Below are 16,694 nucleotides of genomic sequence, written 5' to 3'. Positions count from 1 at the left end.
TACGGACCGGTGGGGACCGGTCCGTATTCAGACATCGCCCCGCGAACGTGGGGTTTCCGAGGGGGATTTGAGTAGGCATGGCCATTTTCTCGAAGTCGAACGTGCCGCAGTTCTCGGTGGACGTCTACCAGAACGAGTACCTGCCGGAGGGCGGCCGCGAGGTCAACGCCATCGTCACGGTCACCGCCACCGGCGGCGGCACCGTGGGCAGCGCGGCGGCCGCGCCGCACCTGTACTCACCGAGCCAGGGCCCGTCCGCCGCCGTGGCGATCATGGTGGACTGTTCCGGCTCGATGGACTACCCGCCGACCAAGATGCGCAACGCCCGCGACGCCACCGCCGCCGCCATCGACACCCTGCGCGACGGCGTGCACTTCTCGGTGATCGGCGGCACCCACGTCGCCAAGGAGGTCTACCCGGGCGGGGGCCGGCTCGCGGTCGCCGACGCGACCACCCGAGACCAGGCCAAGCAGGCGCTGCGCCGGCTGAGCGCGGGCGGCGGCACGGCGATCGGCACCTGGCTGCGGCTGGCCGACCGGCTGCTCTCGACCGCGGACGTCGCGATCCGGCACGGCATCCTGCTCACCGACGGCCGTAACGAGCACGAGTCGCCGCAGGACCTCAAGGCCGCGCTCGACGACTGCGCCGGACGTTTCACCTGTGACGCCCGCGGTGTGGGCACCGACTGGGAAGTGAAAGAAGTCACAGGGATCGCCTCCGCCCTGCTCGGCACCGCCGACATCGTCGCCGACCCGGCCGGCCTCGCCGCCGACTTCACGCAGATGATGGAGACGGCGATGGGCAAGGAGGTCGCGGACGTCGCGCTGCGCCTGTGGACCCCGGTCGGCACCGCCATCAAGTTCGTCAAGCAGGTCGCGCCCACGGTCGAGGAACTGACCGGACGCCGTACGGAGGCGGGCCCGCGCGCGGGCGACTACCCCATCGGTTCCTGGGGCGACGAGTCCCGCGACTACCACGTGTGTGTCGAGGTCCCGGCCGCGAACATCGGTCAGGAGATGCTCGCCGCGCGGGTCTCCCTGGTGATCCCGCAACCGGACGGCACGGTCCGCAACCTCGGCGCACAGGGTCTCGTGCGGGCCGTGTGGACCGACGACATGTCCGCCTCCACGTCGATCAACCCCCAGGTCGCTCACTACACGGGCCAGGCCGAACTGGCGCAGGTCATCCAACAAGGACTGGACCTTCGCAAAGCGGGCGATATGGATGGAGCAACGGCCAAACTGGGCAGGGCCGTTCAGCTCGCGAGCGCCTCGGGGAACGGTGATACTGCGAAACTGCTTGCGAAGGTGGTGGACGTGGTCGACGCGACGACAGGTACTGTGCGACTGAAGGCGAAGGTCACGGACGCCGACGAAATGACGCTCGAGACCCGGTCCACAAAGACTGTTCGTGTAAAGAAGTGACCTGAACGCCTCACCGAACGCGCTTTGGCGACACCGAAGGAGAGAGGGGGACGCGCCGACATGCCGACCTGCCCGAACGGACACCAGTCGGGTTCCGACGACTGGTGCGAGGTCTGCGGTCACCGCATGGCCGGTGCCGTACCTCCGCCCCCTCCCCCGCCGCCCCCGACCGCCGGCTACGGCTTCCCGCCGCCCCCGCCCGGTCAGGGCGGTCAGCCCGGCGGACGCCACCTGTCCCCGGTGCCGGACCACGAGCCCGAGCTCTGCCCGCAGTGCCGCACGCCCCGTGAGGGCGGTGCGCCGTTCTGCGAGGAGTGCCGGTGGAACTTCCTGACCAACACGGCCACCTCGTACACCCCGGCCGCCCCGCGCCCCCCGGCGCAGGGCCCGGGTCCGGGCGGTCCAGGTGGTCAGGGCGGTCCCGGCGGTCCCGGCGGTCCAGGTGGTCAGGGCGGTCCCGGTGGGCAGGGCGGGCGTTTCCAGCCGCCGCCTCCCTCCTACGGGGGCAGTGACTCGTTCGACTACCAGAGCTCCCGCCCGTCCCAGGTGAACCGTCCCGCCGAACCGATCCCGCCGTTCGGCGGCGAGCCGTCGGGTCCGGGCGGTCAGGGCGGTCAGGGCCGTCCCGGTGGACAGGGCGGTCCGGGGGGCCAGGGCGGTCCTGCCGGCGGTCCGCCTCCGGGTGCCTTCGGACGGGACCCCTCCCACCAGGGCGGCGACCCCTTCCGACCCGGCGGCCGTCCCCCGGGCCAGGGCGGCGACCCCTTCGGCCGTGAGCCGTCGGGCCCGTCCTCGGACCCCTACCGGCGTGAGCAGACCGGACAGGCCTCCGACCCCTTCGGGCGCGAGCCCGGCGGTCCCGTCGGCGACCCCTTCGGGCGCGAGCCCTCCGGACCCGGCGGCCGTCCCCCGGGTCCGGCCGGTCCCGGCGGACCCTCCGGCTTCGGCGCCGACCCCTCGCGGCCGGTTCCGCCACCGCCCGGTCCCACGCCCACCGGTCCCGGCATACCGGGCCAGGGCGGCTTCGGCGGCGGCCAGAACGACCCCAGGAATCCGGGCGGCCCCGGTGCCCCGCAGGCCTTCCAGCCGTCCGGCCCGACGGCCCCGCCCGGCTACCCGCAGGAGACCGGCCGTCCGCAGCAACCCGGCGGCCGTCCCTTCGGCGGCGCCGACGACGACTGGGTGATCTCCCCGCCGTCGAACACCGGCACCGGCCAGGGCGCGCCCGGCGGCCCCGGCCCGGCCCAGGGCGGCGGTGGCTACGGCTACCCGCAGCCCGGCGCCGACCAGGCACCGCCCCCGCCCGGCTCCGGCTACCAGCAGCAGCCGGCCACCTGGACGGTGACCATCGGCCCGGACCGCGCGTACTTCATGGCGATGATGCACCGCTCGGGCCCCGAGGCCGCGGGGCTCAACCTGCCCGCCTACTCTCCCGAGCAGCAGCGCACGCTCACCGGCAACCAGTTCACCATCGGCCGCCGCCGCCACTCCACCGGGGAGACCCCCGACCTGGACCTGTCGGTGCCGCCGGAGGACCCGGGCGTCTCGCACCAGCACGCGGTGCTCGTGCAGCAGCCGGACGGCACCTGGGCGGTCGTCGACCAGAACTCGACGAACGGCACCACGGTGAACGGCTCGGAAGAACCGATCCAGCCGTTCGTCCCGGTACCGCTCCAGGACGGCGACCAGGTGCACGTCGGCGCCTGGACGACCCTCACGATCCGCCGCGGCTAGGACGGACGGGCCCTACGCCTCGACGAGTCCAGGACCCGACGAACCCGGCAGGGGCCACGCGTACGGCCCCTCCGGTTCGTCGAGCCACGCCCAGGCGTGCTCGGCGCCGACCGTGATGCCGTACCGCTGCCGTCCCGGCATCCCCTCGCGCTCCCACAGGGCGGACGCCTCCTGGGGGTCGAGGGCGCCCCGGGTCAGGGCCAGCAGGAACCGGAACAGATCGCTCTCCCGGGCCCGGTGCGGCACCCCGGCGAGCGCCACCGGCTCCGGCTCGGGCCGGTCCGACCCGCGCAACGGCACGAAGTAGGCCGGGGTCTCCAGGAAGTGACCCTCGGCGTGGCCTGCGTCCCGTACGGTCAGCGCGATCAGCCCGGTGGCCAGCGGGGCCAGGATCAGCGCTCCGGGGGTGCACTGGGCGAGCCAGGCGCGCGGGATCGAGGCCATCGTGCAGGTCGCGATGATCCGGTCGAAGGGCGCGCGTTCGGGCACGCCGCGCGCCCCGTCCCCGGTGACGACGGTCGGTCGGTATCCCGCGTGCTCGAGATGCCGGCGGGCCGACTCGGTGATCTCCGGATCCAGGTCGACGGTGGTGACGTTCTCCTCGCCCAGCCGGTAGGACAGCAGCGCCGCGTTGTACCCGGTGCCCGCGCCGATCTCCAGGACCCGGTCACCGTCCTCGACCCGCAGCTCGGCCAGCATCAGCGCCATCAGCGAGGGCTGGCTGCTGGAGGAGACCAGCACGCCGTCGCGCAGCCTGGTGGCCAGCGGGACGTCCTCGTAGGCGCCCCGCACCCAGCGGGCCCGGGTGCGCGGGTCGGGGCTCCCGGCCCAGCGCCGTTCGTAGCCGCCGACCCCGCCGACGTAGTAGTACGGCACGAAGAGATGGCGCGGGACCGCGGCGAAGGCGTCCTCCCAGCGCGGATCGGCGTCGAAGGCCCCGCTCGCCACGATCTGCCGCAGCAGCCCCGTCCGGGCCGATGCGGCGAGGTCTGCCAGCTCCCTGTCGAGTGCGTCCGCGCTCATGACTCCACTGTGCGGCGCGCGACCCCGGGAAGCGAGCCGCCGGCGGTGACCGCGGGGGTGGTCCTAAGCCTCAAGTCCTCCGCCTGCCGGTCTGAGACCATGGGAGGCGTGAAAGAGATTCGGCGCGGCACGCTTCAGGAGCAGACCTTCTACGAGCAGGTCGGTGGGGAGGAGACCTTCCGCCGACTGGTCCACCGTTTCTACGAGGGAGTCGCCGGGGACCCGGTCCTGCGGCCCATGTACCCGGAGGAGGACCTGGGCCCGGCCGAGGAGCGTTTCGCGCTGTTCCTCATGCAGTACTGGGGCGGTCCGACGACCTACAGCGAGCACCGCGGCCACCCGCGTCTGCGGATGCGGCACGCCCCGTTCGTCGTGGACCGGGCCGCCCACGACGCCTGGCTGAAGCACATGCGGGTCGCGGTCGACGAGCTCGGACTGTCCGAGGAACACGAGCACACCCTGTGGAACTACCTGACGTACGCGGCGGCGTCGATGGTGAACACCCCGGACTAGGCACACCGGACGGCGAATCCTCCGTACGGCGAACCTCCGCAGGGCGATCCGGGGGTGGCCGACTTAGACGGGCGGGCGCACTTCGACGCGCGGGCGAAGTGCGGGGCTTGGGGGCCGCGGAGGGCGCGCCGCGTCAGTGAGGGCGAAGCCCGTCGCGCGGGGGCCGCGGAAGGCTCGCGCCAGCGTGGACGAAGTCCGTCACGCGGGGGCCCGGGCGGCACGCGTCAGCGCGGACGAAGTCCGTCACGTGCGGCCGCGGACGGCGCGCGCCAGCGCGGACGAAGTCCGGCATGTGCGGTCGCGGACGGCGCGCGTCAGCGCGGACGAAGGCCCGAGCGGCACGCGTCAGCGCGGACGATGTCCGGCACGCGGGGCCGCGGACGGCGCGCGCCAGCGCAGGCGCAGTCCGTCGCGTAGGGCCGTGGAAGGCGCGCGTCAGCGTGGACAAGGTCGACGCGCGGGGGGCCCGGGCGGGCACGCGTCAGCGCAGGCGAAATCCGGCATGCGGGGGCCCGGGCGGCAAGCGTCAACGCGGACGAAATCCGTCACGCGGGGCCCCGGAGGGCGTGCTTCAGCGGACGCTGACGTCGAGCGTCCCCAGCCGCCCCGCCCGCCGGACGGCGATCGACCCGTACGGCGTGCGCAGCCGCAGCCACGCGCCGAAGGAGAGCAGTTTCAGCTCGCCCGGTCCCACCGAGGGCCGGAGGAATCCGAGCGACTGGGCCGCGTGCACGGCGCGCACGGGAAGTCCGGTGTCCCCGACCGTCCGGGACCAGATCTCCCGGCCGATCCGGTCGAGTTCGGCCCGCGTCCGCAGCTCGTCCGCCAACTCCTCGGTACGGGAACGGAATTCAGCGACGGCCGCCCCGACCAGCGCACGCAGCGCGTCCGGTGCGGGCAGACCCGCCTCGGGCCGCCAGCCCCCGCGCGGCGGCAGCACACCGGCCCACGGCGGCCCGGTGACGGCCCCGGGAACGGCGGCCGTCGCGGCGCTCTCGTCGACGGACTCCAGCAGCTCACCCGCCGAAACGGTCACGTCGAGCGTGACGTCGAGGCCGTTCTCGTACGGCTTGGCCAGCCGGACCGCGCGGATCGCGAGCACCTCGAAGGAGGGCGGCCGGCCGAAGACGGCGAGCGCGGTGCCGGCCGCCTGGAGCCGCACCGCCGCTCCGCGGTCGTAGCGGAGCAGCCGGGAGAGGAAGGCCGCGAAGTCCGCCGCCTCCCCCTCGTCGGCGAGGTGCAGCACCGTCATGCGGCGACGGCCTCCTCGTCGTCGTCCCGGTACTCGGCGAGGAACTCACGCTCCTCGGCGGTGAGCCGTCGCGGCCGCTGCGCCTCGAAGTCGAACGGCACGATCACCGTGGAGGCGGTGACGTACACCTGGTCGCCGTCCTTCACCTCGTAGGTGATGGTGAAGGACGCCGCCCTGATCTGTGTGATCCACAGTTCGATGTCGACCGGGGAGTGCCGGTGGACGAGCTGCCGCTTGTAGTCGATCTCGTGGCGCGCCACCACGGACCCCTGCTTGAAGTTCTTCTCCGGGCGGAACAGGAAGTCGATACGGGCTTCCTCCAGGTAGCGGAGGAAGACGACGTTGTTGACGTGGCCGTACGCGTCCATGTCCGCCCAGCGCAGCGGGCAGCGGTAGATGTGCCGCAAGATCGATCAGCCCCGGGTCAGCTTCTTGTAGGTGGCGCGGTGCGGGCGCGCGGCGTCCGCGCCCAGCCGCTCGATCTTGTTCTTCTCGTACGACTCGAAGTTGCCCTCGAACCAGAACCACTTGGAGTCACCCTCGTAGGCGAGGATGTGGGTGGCGACCCGGTCCAGGAACCACCGGTCGTGGGAGACGACCACGGCCGCACCCGGGAACTCCAGCAGCGCGTTCTCGAGAGAGGACAGCGTCTCGACGTCGAGGTCGTTCGTCGGCTCGTCGAGGAGGAGCAGGTTGCCGCCCTGCTTGAGGGTGAGCGCCAGGTTGAGGCGGTTGCGCTCACCACCGGAGAGCACGCCGGCCGGCTTCTGCTGGTCGGGACCCTTGAAGCCGAACGCGGAGACGTACGCGCGGGACGGCATCTCCACCTGCCCGACGTTGATGTAGTCGAGCTCGTCGGAGACCACGGCCCACAGCGACTTCTTCGGGTCGATGTTCTCACGGCTCTGGTCGACGTACGAGATCTTGACGGTCTCGCCGACCTTGATGGAACCGGAGTCCGGCTCCTCGAGGCCCTGGATCATCTTGAACAGCGTGGTCTTGCCGGCGCCGTTCGGGCCGATGATCCCGACGATGCCGTTGCGCGGCAGCGTGAAGCTGAGGTCGTCGATCAGCACCTTCTCGCCGAAGGCCTTGGAGAGGTTGTTGACCTCGACGACGATGGAGCCCAGACGCGGGCCCGGCGGGATCTGGATCTCCTCGAAGTCCAGCTTCCGCATCTTGTCGGCCTCGGCCGCCATCTCCTCGTAGCGGGCCAGACGCGCCTTGGACTTGGCCTGACGCCCCTTGGCGTTGGACCGCACCCACTCGAGTTCTTCCTTCAGACGCTTCGCACGCTTGGCGTCCTTCTGGCCCTCGACCTTGAGACGGCTCGCCTTGGTGTCGAGGTAGGTGGAGTAGTTGCCCTCGTAGGGGTGGGCGCGACCGCGGTCGAGCTCCAGGATCCACTCGGCCACGTTGTCGAGGAAGTACCGGTCGTGGGTGACGGCGACGACGGTGCCGGGGTACTTCGCGAGGTGCTGCTCCAGCCACTGCACGGACTCGGCGTCCAGGTGGTTGGTGGGCTCGTCGAGCAGCAGCAGGTCGGGCGCCTCGAGCAGCAGCTTGCACAGCGCGACGCGGCGGCGCTCACCACCGGAGAGGTTGGTGACGGGCCAGTCGCCGGGCGGGCAGCCCAGGGCGTCCATGGCCTGCTCCAGCTGGGTGTCCAGGTCCCACGCGTTGGCGTGGTCCAGGTCCTCCTGGAGCTTGCCCATCTCGTCGAGGAGCGCGTCGGAGTAGTCGGTCGCCATCAGCTCGGCGACCTCGTTGAAGCGCTTGAGCTTGCCCATGATCTCGGCCGCGCCGTCCTGCACGTTCTCCAGAACGGTCTTGGACTCGTCGAGCGGCGGCTCCTGGAGCAGCATGCCGACGCTGTAGCCGGGCGACAGGAACGCGTCACCGTTGGAGGGCTGCTCGAGCCCCGCCATGATCTTCAGAACGGTGGACTTACCGGCACCGTTCGGCCCGACCACACCGATCTTCGCGCCGGGCAGGAAGCTCAGGGTTACGTCGTCAAGGATGACCTTGTCGCCGTGTGCCTTGCGCGTCTTGCGCATGGTGTAGATGTACTCAGCCAAGAGAAACCGTCCGGCAGCTTGAGATCTGGCAGTGGGCAGGTGGGCAGATACACCCCATCTTGCCTGAGGTCCAGCCCTGGGTGTTAACCCATTCGGCCGGGGAGGGCTGACCTGGGGTTTCGGTGTTGACGGCTGGTACTGATCTGTCACTGCCGGTCATCGTCGAGTGGCCTCGGGGAACCTCGGACGGCCCAGAGACGGCCCAGAGTTGATCATTACGGTCCGGCAGGTCCGCCTACGGCAGCCACCTCGATACGGGCCGTCTGAACCTCGGCCGACGACAGCCAGCCACGACGGCGGGCGCGCCGACCGACCACACGCGTATGCCTCGCCGCACCCCCGCCGGCGTCAGCCACGTTGCCATGCCGTCGACGAGAGCAGGCTGCGCTGGCGGAAGCGTGGCGGTGAGACCTTGCGGTGAGGACCTCTTCGCCCCGAAGCAACTTGGGCGGGGCATGGCCTTGGACTGGTGTGGTCCTCACCTGCGCTGAAGGTCCGTAGACGTCCGCGCTCGTCCGTCGTTGTTCGTGGGCGTTGTCACGGAGTTAGACACTCACCGCTGCCCCGGCTCAGTGGCTACCTGCCACAGACCGTTGAAGCGCCTGACCTGCCCGTCGACACGACGGGCGTCCGCGTCGAGTCTGGTTTGGAGGTTGCCCTGCTGCCGGTCCGGTTCGAACTCCAAGTACAACGCGTCGTCGAATATCACGATGTCCCGTGCCGCCGCCCGAGTGTGTCGCTGCGGAGAGAGGACCATGAAGCGCACCATGATGCCGAGGTCGCGCTGTCCCCGGCAGAGCTCCACGAACCTGGCCATGAATTCGGGATCACTCTCTTCGGCGGGGTTGATTATGAAGAGACGTCGGATGCTCACACCTGGGGCCCGCATCGCTTCGATCTGGGCGTCTAGGTAGGGCCTCGCCGGGTCGGTGTCCCAGAAGGCCCGGTCGATGGAACTGCTCGTGGCATCGATGGTGCGCCGGGCACATTCGGTGAGCCTGATGAGCCACTCGTTGTTGTCCCGCTGCCAGTGTGCGGTCATGCCGGTCAGGTCCGTGACGACCGAGGCAAGGCTCTCTATCTCGGCACGGGCGAAGGCTTTCACGATCTCCGGGCCCTGCTGTCCCACCAGGCTCGCGCTGTTGATCAGACGCTTCGCGTCACTGGTGCTCATGCCCGCCTGATCGAGCTCGCTCAGGAGCCCGGCAGCCTCACTGAGCTGGTGGAAGTGGTCGTGGAGCTCTCGGGTTCGCGTTCGTTGGTCGGTCTCCATCGAGGCCAGCCGCCGCTCGAAGTCGACCATATACTGGACAATCAGTGTCAGACCGCCGATGCCGATGGACACCCCGACCTTCTCCAGTGCGTCCTGGGACAGGTCTATTAGATCGGCGATCCCATAGGCCACCATGCACACGACGACGGTGATCAGTGTCCTCAGCACGAGGGGCGCTACGCGCTTTCCTTCCGTCGGCATCAATTTCAGCGTGCTTGGCTCCCTGCCCATACCCGCTCCCCCCACCAGGTGCTCGTAGGAGATGGTGCCCAGTCAGCACGAGTCAGCACCCTGGTTTCCCTCCTTGAGAGCGTGAACAGCTGCCCCCTGCTGGCGTCTCGTCATCGACCAGAACTGTTGCGAGGGCTGACCATCCATCGCTGATCGAGAGCCCTCGGCTTGGAAGCTTGGGCTTCTTCGCGGCGGTGGTTGCGCTGCCTTGCGGTGAAGCTGCTGTCAGCCGTGATGGGCTGACTCGCTGTTCCCCGCCACTCCCCGTAGTTCCCCGCACGAATGGCATGGATCTGGCACGGCCCCTTCGTCCCGAACTCTCGGCAGGGGGGTCATCAGGGTCTGCTGGGCTGGTCAGCTGGCCGCTGACGGACCTTGTCGGTCACCGGCGGTTTCGGTGGTTGCTGTACTCCGCTGCTGTACAGCAACTCCATCATCCCCATAGGCAATCAGCATCGGGCCTACGATTGACACGACCTGCGTCGGCCGGTGGCTGCTTCCCCCAGTACCGGCCCGTCGTGGAGGGGACCAGCCCGTTCGAGCCGGGCCGGGTGGGGAAGCGACTTCCGCTTTAGGAGTTCGATCCGGGCCCAGCGTGGTGGGGACTCGCCTCGCGCACCGGCGCTGTACAGGGCCGCCGGTTGTCGCCGCCGTCCGTGCTCGTTGGATGTCAGCGGAACAGCCCCGGGAAGGGACAGACCTCCAGTGGTTCGTCCGGCCGGTCTGCCCAGCTCCACCAGAGATGCCGACCGGCACACCGCCACAGTGCCCGGCAGGTCCGCCGACCATCGTCCTCCCGTTTGACGAGGACAAGGCCACCGGACTTCATGGGCTGGCTGCACTCGGGACAGGCCGGGGCGTCGTCGGTCATGCGGGGCAGCCTAACGAAGCGACCGCTTCGTCCCGAAGCAACTGCGGCGAGTGCCTGACCTCCAGCCGATGTACCTCTCACCTGCCGCGATGGTCCGCAGACGTCCGCGGTTGTCCGCCGCTGTTCGTCGGCGTTGTCACGTAGTTAGACACTCACCGCTGATGCGTCCTGGGGCTTGCGGAGGAGCAGCATCTGATCCGTAGCTCTAGAGAGAACGTTCGGTCACGGTCATACCGGCCGAAGTTGAGGTCGTGACGACCACTGCCGAACGGCGGCGGTTGCTGTGATTGCTGTACTTCGCTGCTGTACGCAGAATCACCCGCTTGGGATCTATGCAGCCTCAGCAGAGCTGGCCGTTTGTAGGGGAGGTCTTCCCTCATGACTTGCTCGCGATCATCCAAAGGACTGACTCAGCTGGGGAGTTCCCGGCCCTGACCGTGATCCACGATGACGAGGACGACTAGCTCGTGAGCGACGGCGCCCACGATCCCAACGGTACTGGTGCCTCGTCGGTCCTTCACCTCCAGCACGTCGTGGACCTGGACCCATCGCTTGCCCAGTTGGCCACCATGCCACCTGGATACGTCGCGTGGCGATCAACCGGCTCCGATGCTTGGGTCATTGCGGAATGGACCCACGCCGACGACTAGCACTGGATCGCCAAAGCTGCGTCCTAGCGCTTAGAAGTGGTCGATCCCCTTGTGTTTGTTGGTGCCCTTGAGCTGCGGATACGTCTGGGCAGCCGGGGTTAGCCGGGCGGTTCCTCCGTCCATTCACCGGAACGGCACATTCCGCAGGCCCGTCTCTCGTAAACGGACGGGGTGGTCTTGTATGGCGTCTTGCCCTGTCTGTGAAGGATGAGAGATTCTTCCCCGCCCGGCCGGAGAGGGTCCTACACTCGTCCCAAATTCCTACCGTCCGTGGATCCATTGGGGGCCTTGTGGCAGGTCCGCGTGCTGGCCAGTCGGGCCGCCGTCGTTTGCTGGGCATGGTATGGCGCCACTGGGCCGCACCAGGTCTCACCGCGGTCGGCTCGATCGCGGTCCTGCCACCGTCGATCAGCGCCCCCATGCTGGTCCTCGGATTCCTCGTGGCCGGGGCTGCATCATTCAGTGCGACGCGCCTTTCACGGGACGACGCCCTGCGATTGCAAGCGGCCCAGGCCGAATTGAGCGTCATCGGGGTTCTCCAGACGGTCTTTCCGGTGATCGAGAACTTCGAGGAAGAAGTGCCGGGCACCAGCAATTTGCGCGCCTGCGTGCTGACCTTTACGGATGAAGGGACGCTGCGGATCGCCTACGCCTTCGGCCCCTACTCACGCCTGGAGCAGGAGCTGCGCTGGCAGGAGGGTCAGGGCTTGGCCGGGAAGGCATGGCAGGAGAAGACCGTGGTGTCGGCGCCGGAGGACATGGGGTTGCCCACCGACCTCCTTGGGGATCCTGCCCTTTGGCAGCTCACCGACGATCAACGGCGGGCTATCGCAGGAAAATCCATGACCGCGACGGCTTTCCCTCTCATCGACGCGGTCGGTGCGGTGCGTGCGGTGCTCTTACTCGAAGATCGCAGGCCGCCGCTGACTTCCGATCTTCGCAGACCTGGAATCCGCGCCATCCTGGAGCAGCGTGTGGTGACCCCCATTCGCGACCAATTGGCCCTGACGGGCTTTTCCTTTCCCGAGGTATCTCGAACCACGGGGGTGTAGTGAACGACACGGCTATGGAACATGAGGACTACGCGGGCCGCGTGGAGCGGGAGATGGCCCGGCGTCTGGACCTGATCGGAGCGTCCTCGGACTCTGCCCTGTTGCGTTCTCGCTTTGGCGAATACAGCCATTTGCTGTCGCCGAAGCCGTCGGCGGCGAGCTACCGTAGGCGGAAGCGCCGCCGCACCGTCAAGCGTATGATTCATGCGGTCGTGCGTGGGCTGCTGGTTGCTGCCTTCGTGATTATCGCGGTGCTGGCCACATCGAGCTTCGGATCCTGGATCTGGATCGTTAGCCTGATCGCTGTGCTGTGCCTCAACGAACTGATTCGCGCCCGGTCCTGGCCGAAAGACGCCCTGGGATCGGATCGCGGGCGGCTCGTCGTCCTGGTCGGAGCAGGCGAGCACGCTGCGGAGTTCTTGAAACTGTGGGAGCCAGCCTCGACCGGGGCCGGGATCTCGGTGGTCGGTGCGTGTGTGCCTGCTACGCCTATCTCCGAAGCCGGCACGTGGGAAGATTTGAGAATTAGTGTGCTGGGCACCGTCGCCGACATCCGCCAAGTCATGACGGCCAGCGGTGCCGACACGGTGATCGTCATCCCCGACAGCGGTCTGTCCAGGTCCGCTCTGCATCAGCTGGTCTGGTCGCTAGAGGGCATCGATGCTGATCTGTTTCTCTCCCAAAGCATCGTGGATCTGGGCACGGGCCGACAGTCGTCGGCATCGGTTGCCGGACTGGCATTGATCAAAGTAGGCCGTCACAAGAGGCAGGGCCTTCAGCACAGTTTGCGGGCGATCACTGATCGCGTGTTCGCCGCTGCGCTGCTGTTCCTCTTCCTGCCGATGCTTTTGTTCATCAGCCTGCTTATCCGGATTACGAGTCGTGGCCCCGTGCTGTTCCGCCAAAACAGGGTGGGTCGTGACGGGAAGCCGTTCACCATGTATAAATTCCGCACCATGAACGTTGAGGCGGCAAAGTTCGAAGCGGAGTTGTCCCAGCTGAACTACAGCGGCGACGGTCCCCTGTTCAAAATGCGCCGCGACCCGCGCATCACGTCGGTGGGAAGAGTGTTGCGACGCTACTCGCTAGACGAACTCCCTCAAATGATCAATGTGCTGATCGGTGACATGTCCCTAGTCGGGCCCCGCCCGCCCTTGCCGGAGGAAGCCGCTCATTACGGCCCGGATGAACGTCGGCGCCTCCTGGTCAAGCCCGGACTCACCGGGCTGTGGCAAATCAGCGGACGATCCGATCTCAGCTGGGAGGAATCGGTGCGCCTGGACCTCGCGTACGTCGACAACTGGTCCATCAGCCTGGATGTGGTGATCTTGTTTCGCACGGTCTCGGCAGTCTTGCGTGGATCCGGGGCCTACTGAAGTGCAGGCAGGCCGCCGACACCTCAATCCGCGACATCGCCCGCGCTCATTACGGCCTGGAAGTTTCCTCGACACCGGCCCATGCGAATGGCACCGGACTGCGCATAGGTCGGTGGAGTCTCAATGGGCGAGGCAAGACATGTCTTCTTGCCCTGGGTCTTGCCGGGGATCTTGGTGAGCTGGGTTTTTGCTGGTCAGGGGCGGTGGGGTCGGGCGTCTGGTGGTCGTCACTGGTCGTCATTGGCCACTGTCGAGCAACCTCGGACGGCCCAGGGACGGCCCAGCTTCGCCCCCACTCGACTGACGGCCGGCACCCCCGATACACCCCGTCTGAACCTCAGCCGACGACAGTCAGCCACGACGGCGGGTGCGCCGACCGACCACGTACGCGTATGCCTCGATGCACCCCCACCGGCCTTAGCCACGCTGCCAATGCCGTCGACCAGAGCGGGCCACGACGGCCGGGCCGATACAACGACGCCGGAGCTATCAGCTTGGGAAGCTGAGGTGATCCGGGACTTGCCGGGGGACTGACCTGGGACGGAAGGGCGTTGACGCCTGGTGGCGTGTTCCTCGGTTCCCCGTTGTCCCCCGCGGCTCCCCGTGCGATCTGGCACGCGTCTGGCACGACCTCTTCGTCCTGAATAAGGTCGGAGTGTGGTCCGTGCCTGAACTTTTTGACGATTGCACAGGTCAGGGCGTCGGTATCGAGCGGCCTCCGTGGGTGCTTGAGAGACATTGGGAGAAGATCTTCTCCTAGATTTCTCCCAAGTCCCTTCGCAGTCACGGCCAGCTCGAGGCATCGGCAGATTTACAGACTGCGGACCAACTATGCCGCGGACTGTAGTTTTGCGCTTCGGGGCACTACGGCCCCAGAGACACTCGCGGTCCGTGTTCAGAGGCGGCAACCGTCAGATTTTCAGCTCTGAACGACTCGGTCCTGCCCATCGAACCAGGTAGGCATCAGTCCCGGCGACTTAAGGACATAGGGCATCGATGCCACGTTTCAATAGAATTGCTGCCAGCACTGGAGAATAATGAGGATCGAGTCCCGTATGGCCTACGATTTCAACTATCGTCGCGAAATCTAGAAACTTTTCTTGCTTCGTCGAGTCGGTAAAGCCGCGACTTCTCAGCTCCCGACATACTGTGCGACGATTTCGATCTAGCCAAGTGGAAGCCCAGGTTCGACCTCGCTCGATTGCAGCTTGCAACTCCCTACCGGATATGTATTCGTCGGAACCATATACGAGCTCATCGAGCTTCGCGAAAAGCTGATCTTCCGTGAGATTCTGCAAGTCGGTCGTCATTCCTGTTCCTCCTGCGCTCGTCGGCATGCCTCTGCATACACGCTCGCCAGATAGATGGCTAATCCGTACGCTACCTCGCGATCTTCAGCCGCTAGCTCAGAAATTCGAGGAGATTTCCAGATCCAATCAATGAGGTCGTAATATCGCACTGAGTGTTGAGGATCCTCTAGGGCTTCCTTTCCGCTACCCTGAATATTCAGCCTTTCGACATATCGCGAAGTGTACTCGCAAATATCATCCCCTTGATTAAAAGAGATCGCCTCGGCGTAATCCGCGAAGTGGTATCCCGGAGAGGTTCGGGAGCGCAAAAAATTCAGACCCGCATCCACTTTCCCCATCACCAGAAAGGCATCTCCGAACTGGGCCAAATCGATGGCTTTCAATGCCCTGCCCTTGACGGCAATAAATCGGCTTTTCGCGAGAAAGCGGAGAGCGTCCCAAGCGCTGTCAGGTATGAAGTGTTTGTGGGAAGAGAGGGTAATCAAGAAATTTCGCCGGTCTGGATTAGGAATCTTTGCTGACCGCCGGAACTTTCCAGCCAGAGCCTCAAGTCTCTCATCGAAATTGGGATTTGCAGCCGAGAGGCGCGCATGCGATCCGACGTCGACGGCCTGAAGAGTGGTGAGAGCCCACACGGCGCCCGCAGAATCGACCCAGTCATACGCCTCGTACGGCTCGTGGATAGTCTTGATTAGCTCTACGGCCAGTGCATCTGCGGCGATCTCACGGTTAGCGGTGGTCAGTCCATGTTGGGCTACCCACGCGGCGAGCTCTGGTGCTGTATCAACCTCATCGAGCAGCTTATGTGAGAGTTCATGAGCCACAATAAAAGAGTGGGCAGGGAATCCATGGGGCAATCCAAACAAACCCTTTTTATTGGCACTCCTCGACATCAAATAAGCTCCGCCGTTTGTAAAGTTTTCCTGGGCCATCGCGAAGCGGACCAAGGCGCCTATTATTTCATCCGTCGAGGCATAGTTTCCGGTGAGTCGGAGTTGGGCAATGTGATGATACTCTTCGAAAAAATCCTCAGTCAGCATCCACGAGAAGAACTCTACGAAAAGGAGGAGGCGCTCAGAATACTTTACCGAAATGCTGCCGTCCGCCATTGAAGTTACTCCGGCGTGCGGACCGCCGCTCAGGTGGTAGGTGAGATGTGCGGAACGATCGATATCCACTCCGAAGGTGACCCGCGCCGTATCGTGACTGGCCTGTAGCATCAAATTGAGTAGCCGAGATCGCCTATCGCTGAGAGTTGGCAATGTCTTGAGTAGGTAATTGATCGCAGGCTTCAGGAGAGAAGGAATCCTGCTTTCCGGATGAGAAGTATTCCGCTCCACCTCTCTAAGTTCTCCAGAAAGGAGAGAGCGCCCTCTCGTGCCAGCCTCAGTAGGGGTCGCCAATTGGGAGCGGTAGGCGTGGACAATTGCTGCCTCTGCTTTCAGCCTGTCCAAAGTGCTCATCGATTTACGCGGCAAAGCAATCACCTAGCTTTCGCGGTGAGTTGCAAAAATCCCTCGAAGCGGCGTCTTGAGAAACTCGCGACCTTGTGACAGGCGAGGCGATTCATGCCTTCGCAGCTGAGTAATTGGTACTTCCATCCCCTACTTGTTAGGTTTCCACGCATCCATTAGTGCTGCAACTGGCTGGAGTAGTAGCCAGTGCCTCGGCAGAGTCGTTTGGCAGCCGTTCGCTGGCTGACGGACGAGCCGGCCCTGCCACCGAGGCATAGAGCAGCGGCAGCGAGGTTGCGGCATAGCTCATAGCGCGCGAGAGGACGCCAGCTTGCAGAGGGGGAGCCTGACACGATCGTGTGTCACCCGATCATCTAGTCAGTTAGCAGCGATGACGTAGGCAGCCAACGGGTGGGGCTTGCCAACATCGGCGGCAGCCCTCCGCAGCCTTAA

At 66.4% G+C, this 16,694-nt stretch carries 11 protein-coding genes; 5 read left to right on the top strand and 6 right to left on the bottom strand.

Annotated features, from left to right (window positions below):
* Positions 1-77 precede the first annotated feature (77 nt).
* Both AOQ37_RS34090 and AOQ37_RS34085 read left to right on the top strand, forming a co-directional pair.
* Entirely contained in the window at positions 78-1,424 is a 1,347-nt protein-coding gene (locus AOQ37_RS34090) for a vWA domain-containing protein (protein ID WP_062650368.1), read from the top strand.
* Positions 1,425-1,484: 60 nt separating this feature from the next.
* The gene (locus tag AOQ37_RS34085; protein WP_062650366.1) at positions 1,485-3,158 is read left to right on the top strand and encodes an FHA domain-containing protein; all 1,674 of its coding nucleotides are present in this window, start codon (positions 1,485-1,487) and stop codon (positions 3,156-3,158) included.
* A 12-nt stretch (positions 3,159-3,170) separates the two neighbouring features.
* Here the strand turns inward: AOQ37_RS34085 and AOQ37_RS34080 are convergent, their stop codons facing one another.
* Positions 3,171-4,181, bottom strand: a complete 1,011-nt coding sequence (locus AOQ37_RS34080; RefSeq protein WP_062650364.1) for a methyltransferase domain-containing protein — start codon at positions 4,179-4,181, stop codon at positions 3,171-3,173.
* Between the two features lie 99 nt (positions 4,182-4,280).
* Here AOQ37_RS34080 and AOQ37_RS34075 point away from each other — a divergent pair, with 99 nt between their 5' ends.
* Entirely contained in the window at positions 4,281-4,694 is a 414-nt protein-coding gene (locus AOQ37_RS34075; protein ID WP_062650362.1) for a globin, read from the top strand.
* A 571-nt stretch (positions 4,695-5,265) separates the two neighbouring features.
* Here AOQ37_RS34075 and AOQ37_RS34070 read toward each other — a convergent pair.
* The 4 genes from AOQ37_RS34070 to AOQ37_RS34055 all read right to left on the bottom strand — a co-directional run bounded on the left by AOQ37_RS34070 (position 5,266) and on the right by AOQ37_RS34055 (position 9,498).
* Entirely contained in the window at positions 5,266-5,946 is a 681-nt protein-coding gene (locus AOQ37_RS34070; protein WP_062650360.1) for a DUF8185 domain-containing protein, read from the bottom strand.
* Positions 5,943-6,353 carry an acyl-CoA thioesterase gene (locus AOQ37_RS34065; RefSeq protein ID WP_062650358.1) on the bottom strand — a complete coding sequence of 137 codons (411 nt, stop codon included), beginning with the start codon at positions 6,351-6,353 and terminating at the stop codon, positions 5,943-5,945. The genes AOQ37_RS34070 and AOQ37_RS34065 overlap by 4 nt, the downstream gene beginning before the upstream one ends.
* Positions 6,354-6,359: 6 nt before the next feature.
* Positions 6,360-8,024, bottom strand: a complete 1,665-nt coding sequence (ettA, locus tag AOQ37_RS34060; protein ID WP_078890495.1) for an energy-dependent translational throttle protein EttA — start codon at positions 8,022-8,024, stop codon at positions 6,360-6,362.
* 553 nt (positions 8,025-8,577) lie between these two features.
* Positions 8,578-9,498 carry a hypothetical protein gene (locus tag AOQ37_RS34055; protein ID WP_159401413.1) on the bottom strand — a complete coding sequence of 307 codons (921 nt, stop codon included), beginning with the start codon at positions 9,496-9,498 and terminating at the stop codon, positions 8,578-8,580.
* Between the two features lie 1,889 nt (positions 9,499-11,387).
* On the opposite strand from AOQ37_RS34055, the gene AOQ37_RS40590 reads away from it, so the two are divergent.
* On the top strand, positions 11,388-12,101 hold the full coding sequence (locus AOQ37_RS40590) for a hypothetical protein (protein WP_159401412.1): 714 nt from the start codon (positions 11,388-11,390) through the stop codon (positions 12,099-12,101).
* A gap of 14 nt (positions 12,102-12,115) precedes the next feature.
* On the top strand, positions 12,116-13,477 hold the full coding sequence (locus tag AOQ37_RS34045; RefSeq protein WP_159401411.1) for a sugar transferase: 1,362 nt from the start codon (positions 12,116-12,118) through the stop codon (positions 13,475-13,477).
* Between the two features lie 1,306 nt (positions 13,478-14,783).
* On the opposite strand, the gene AOQ37_RS40585 is transcribed toward AOQ37_RS34045, so the two are convergent.
* A complete protein-coding gene (locus AOQ37_RS40585; protein WP_159401410.1) occupies positions 14,784-16,250 on the bottom strand; it encodes a hypothetical protein in 1,467 nt (488 codons plus the stop codon).
* Positions 16,251-16,694 lie beyond the last annotated feature (444 nt).

It is taken from the genome of Streptomyces maremycinicus (assembly GCF_001184025.1).
Lineage (GTDB): Bacteria > Actinomycetota > Actinomycetes > Streptomycetales > Streptomycetaceae > Streptomyces > Streptomyces maremycinicus.
This window is presented reverse-complemented; position numbering and strand designations above follow the sequence as displayed.

What these genes read in the sequence shown, in the direction of transcription:
- AOQ37_RS34090 (WP_062650368.1), top strand. Translation starts at nt 78, where the DNA reads ATGGCCATTTTCTCGAAGTCGAACGTGCCGCAGTTCTCGGTGGACGTC.
- AOQ37_RS34070 (WP_062650360.1), bottom strand. Translation starts at nt 5,946, where the DNA reads ATGACGGTGCTGCACCTCGCCGACGAGGGGGAGGCGGCGGACTTCGCG.
- AOQ37_RS34080 (WP_062650364.1), bottom strand. Translation starts at nt 4,181, where the DNA reads ATGAGCGCGGACGCACTCGACAGGGAGCTGGCAGACCTCGCCGCATCG.
- AOQ37_RS40590 (WP_159401412.1), top strand. Translation starts at nt 11,388, where the DNA reads ATGGTATGGCGCCACTGGGCCGCACCAGGTCTCACCGCGGTCGGCTCG.
- AOQ37_RS34075 (WP_062650362.1), top strand. Translation starts at nt 4,281, where the DNA reads ATGGGAGGCGTGAAAGAGATTCGGCGCGGCACGCTTCAGGAGCAGACC.
- AOQ37_RS40585 (WP_159401410.1), bottom strand. Translation starts at nt 16,250, where the DNA reads ATGAGCACTTTGGACAGGCTGAAAGCAGAGGCAGCAATTGTCCACGCC.
- AOQ37_RS34055 (WP_159401413.1), bottom strand. Translation starts at nt 9,498, where the DNA reads ATGCCGACGGAAGGAAAGCGCGTAGCGCCCCTCGTGCTGAGGACACTG.
- AOQ37_RS34085 (WP_062650366.1), top strand. Translation starts at nt 1,485, where the DNA reads ATGCCGACCTGCCCGAACGGACACCAGTCGGGTTCCGACGACTGGTGC.
- AOQ37_RS34045 (WP_159401411.1), top strand. Translation starts at nt 12,116, where the DNA reads ATGGAACATGAGGACTACGCGGGCCGCGTGGAGCGGGAGATGGCCCGG.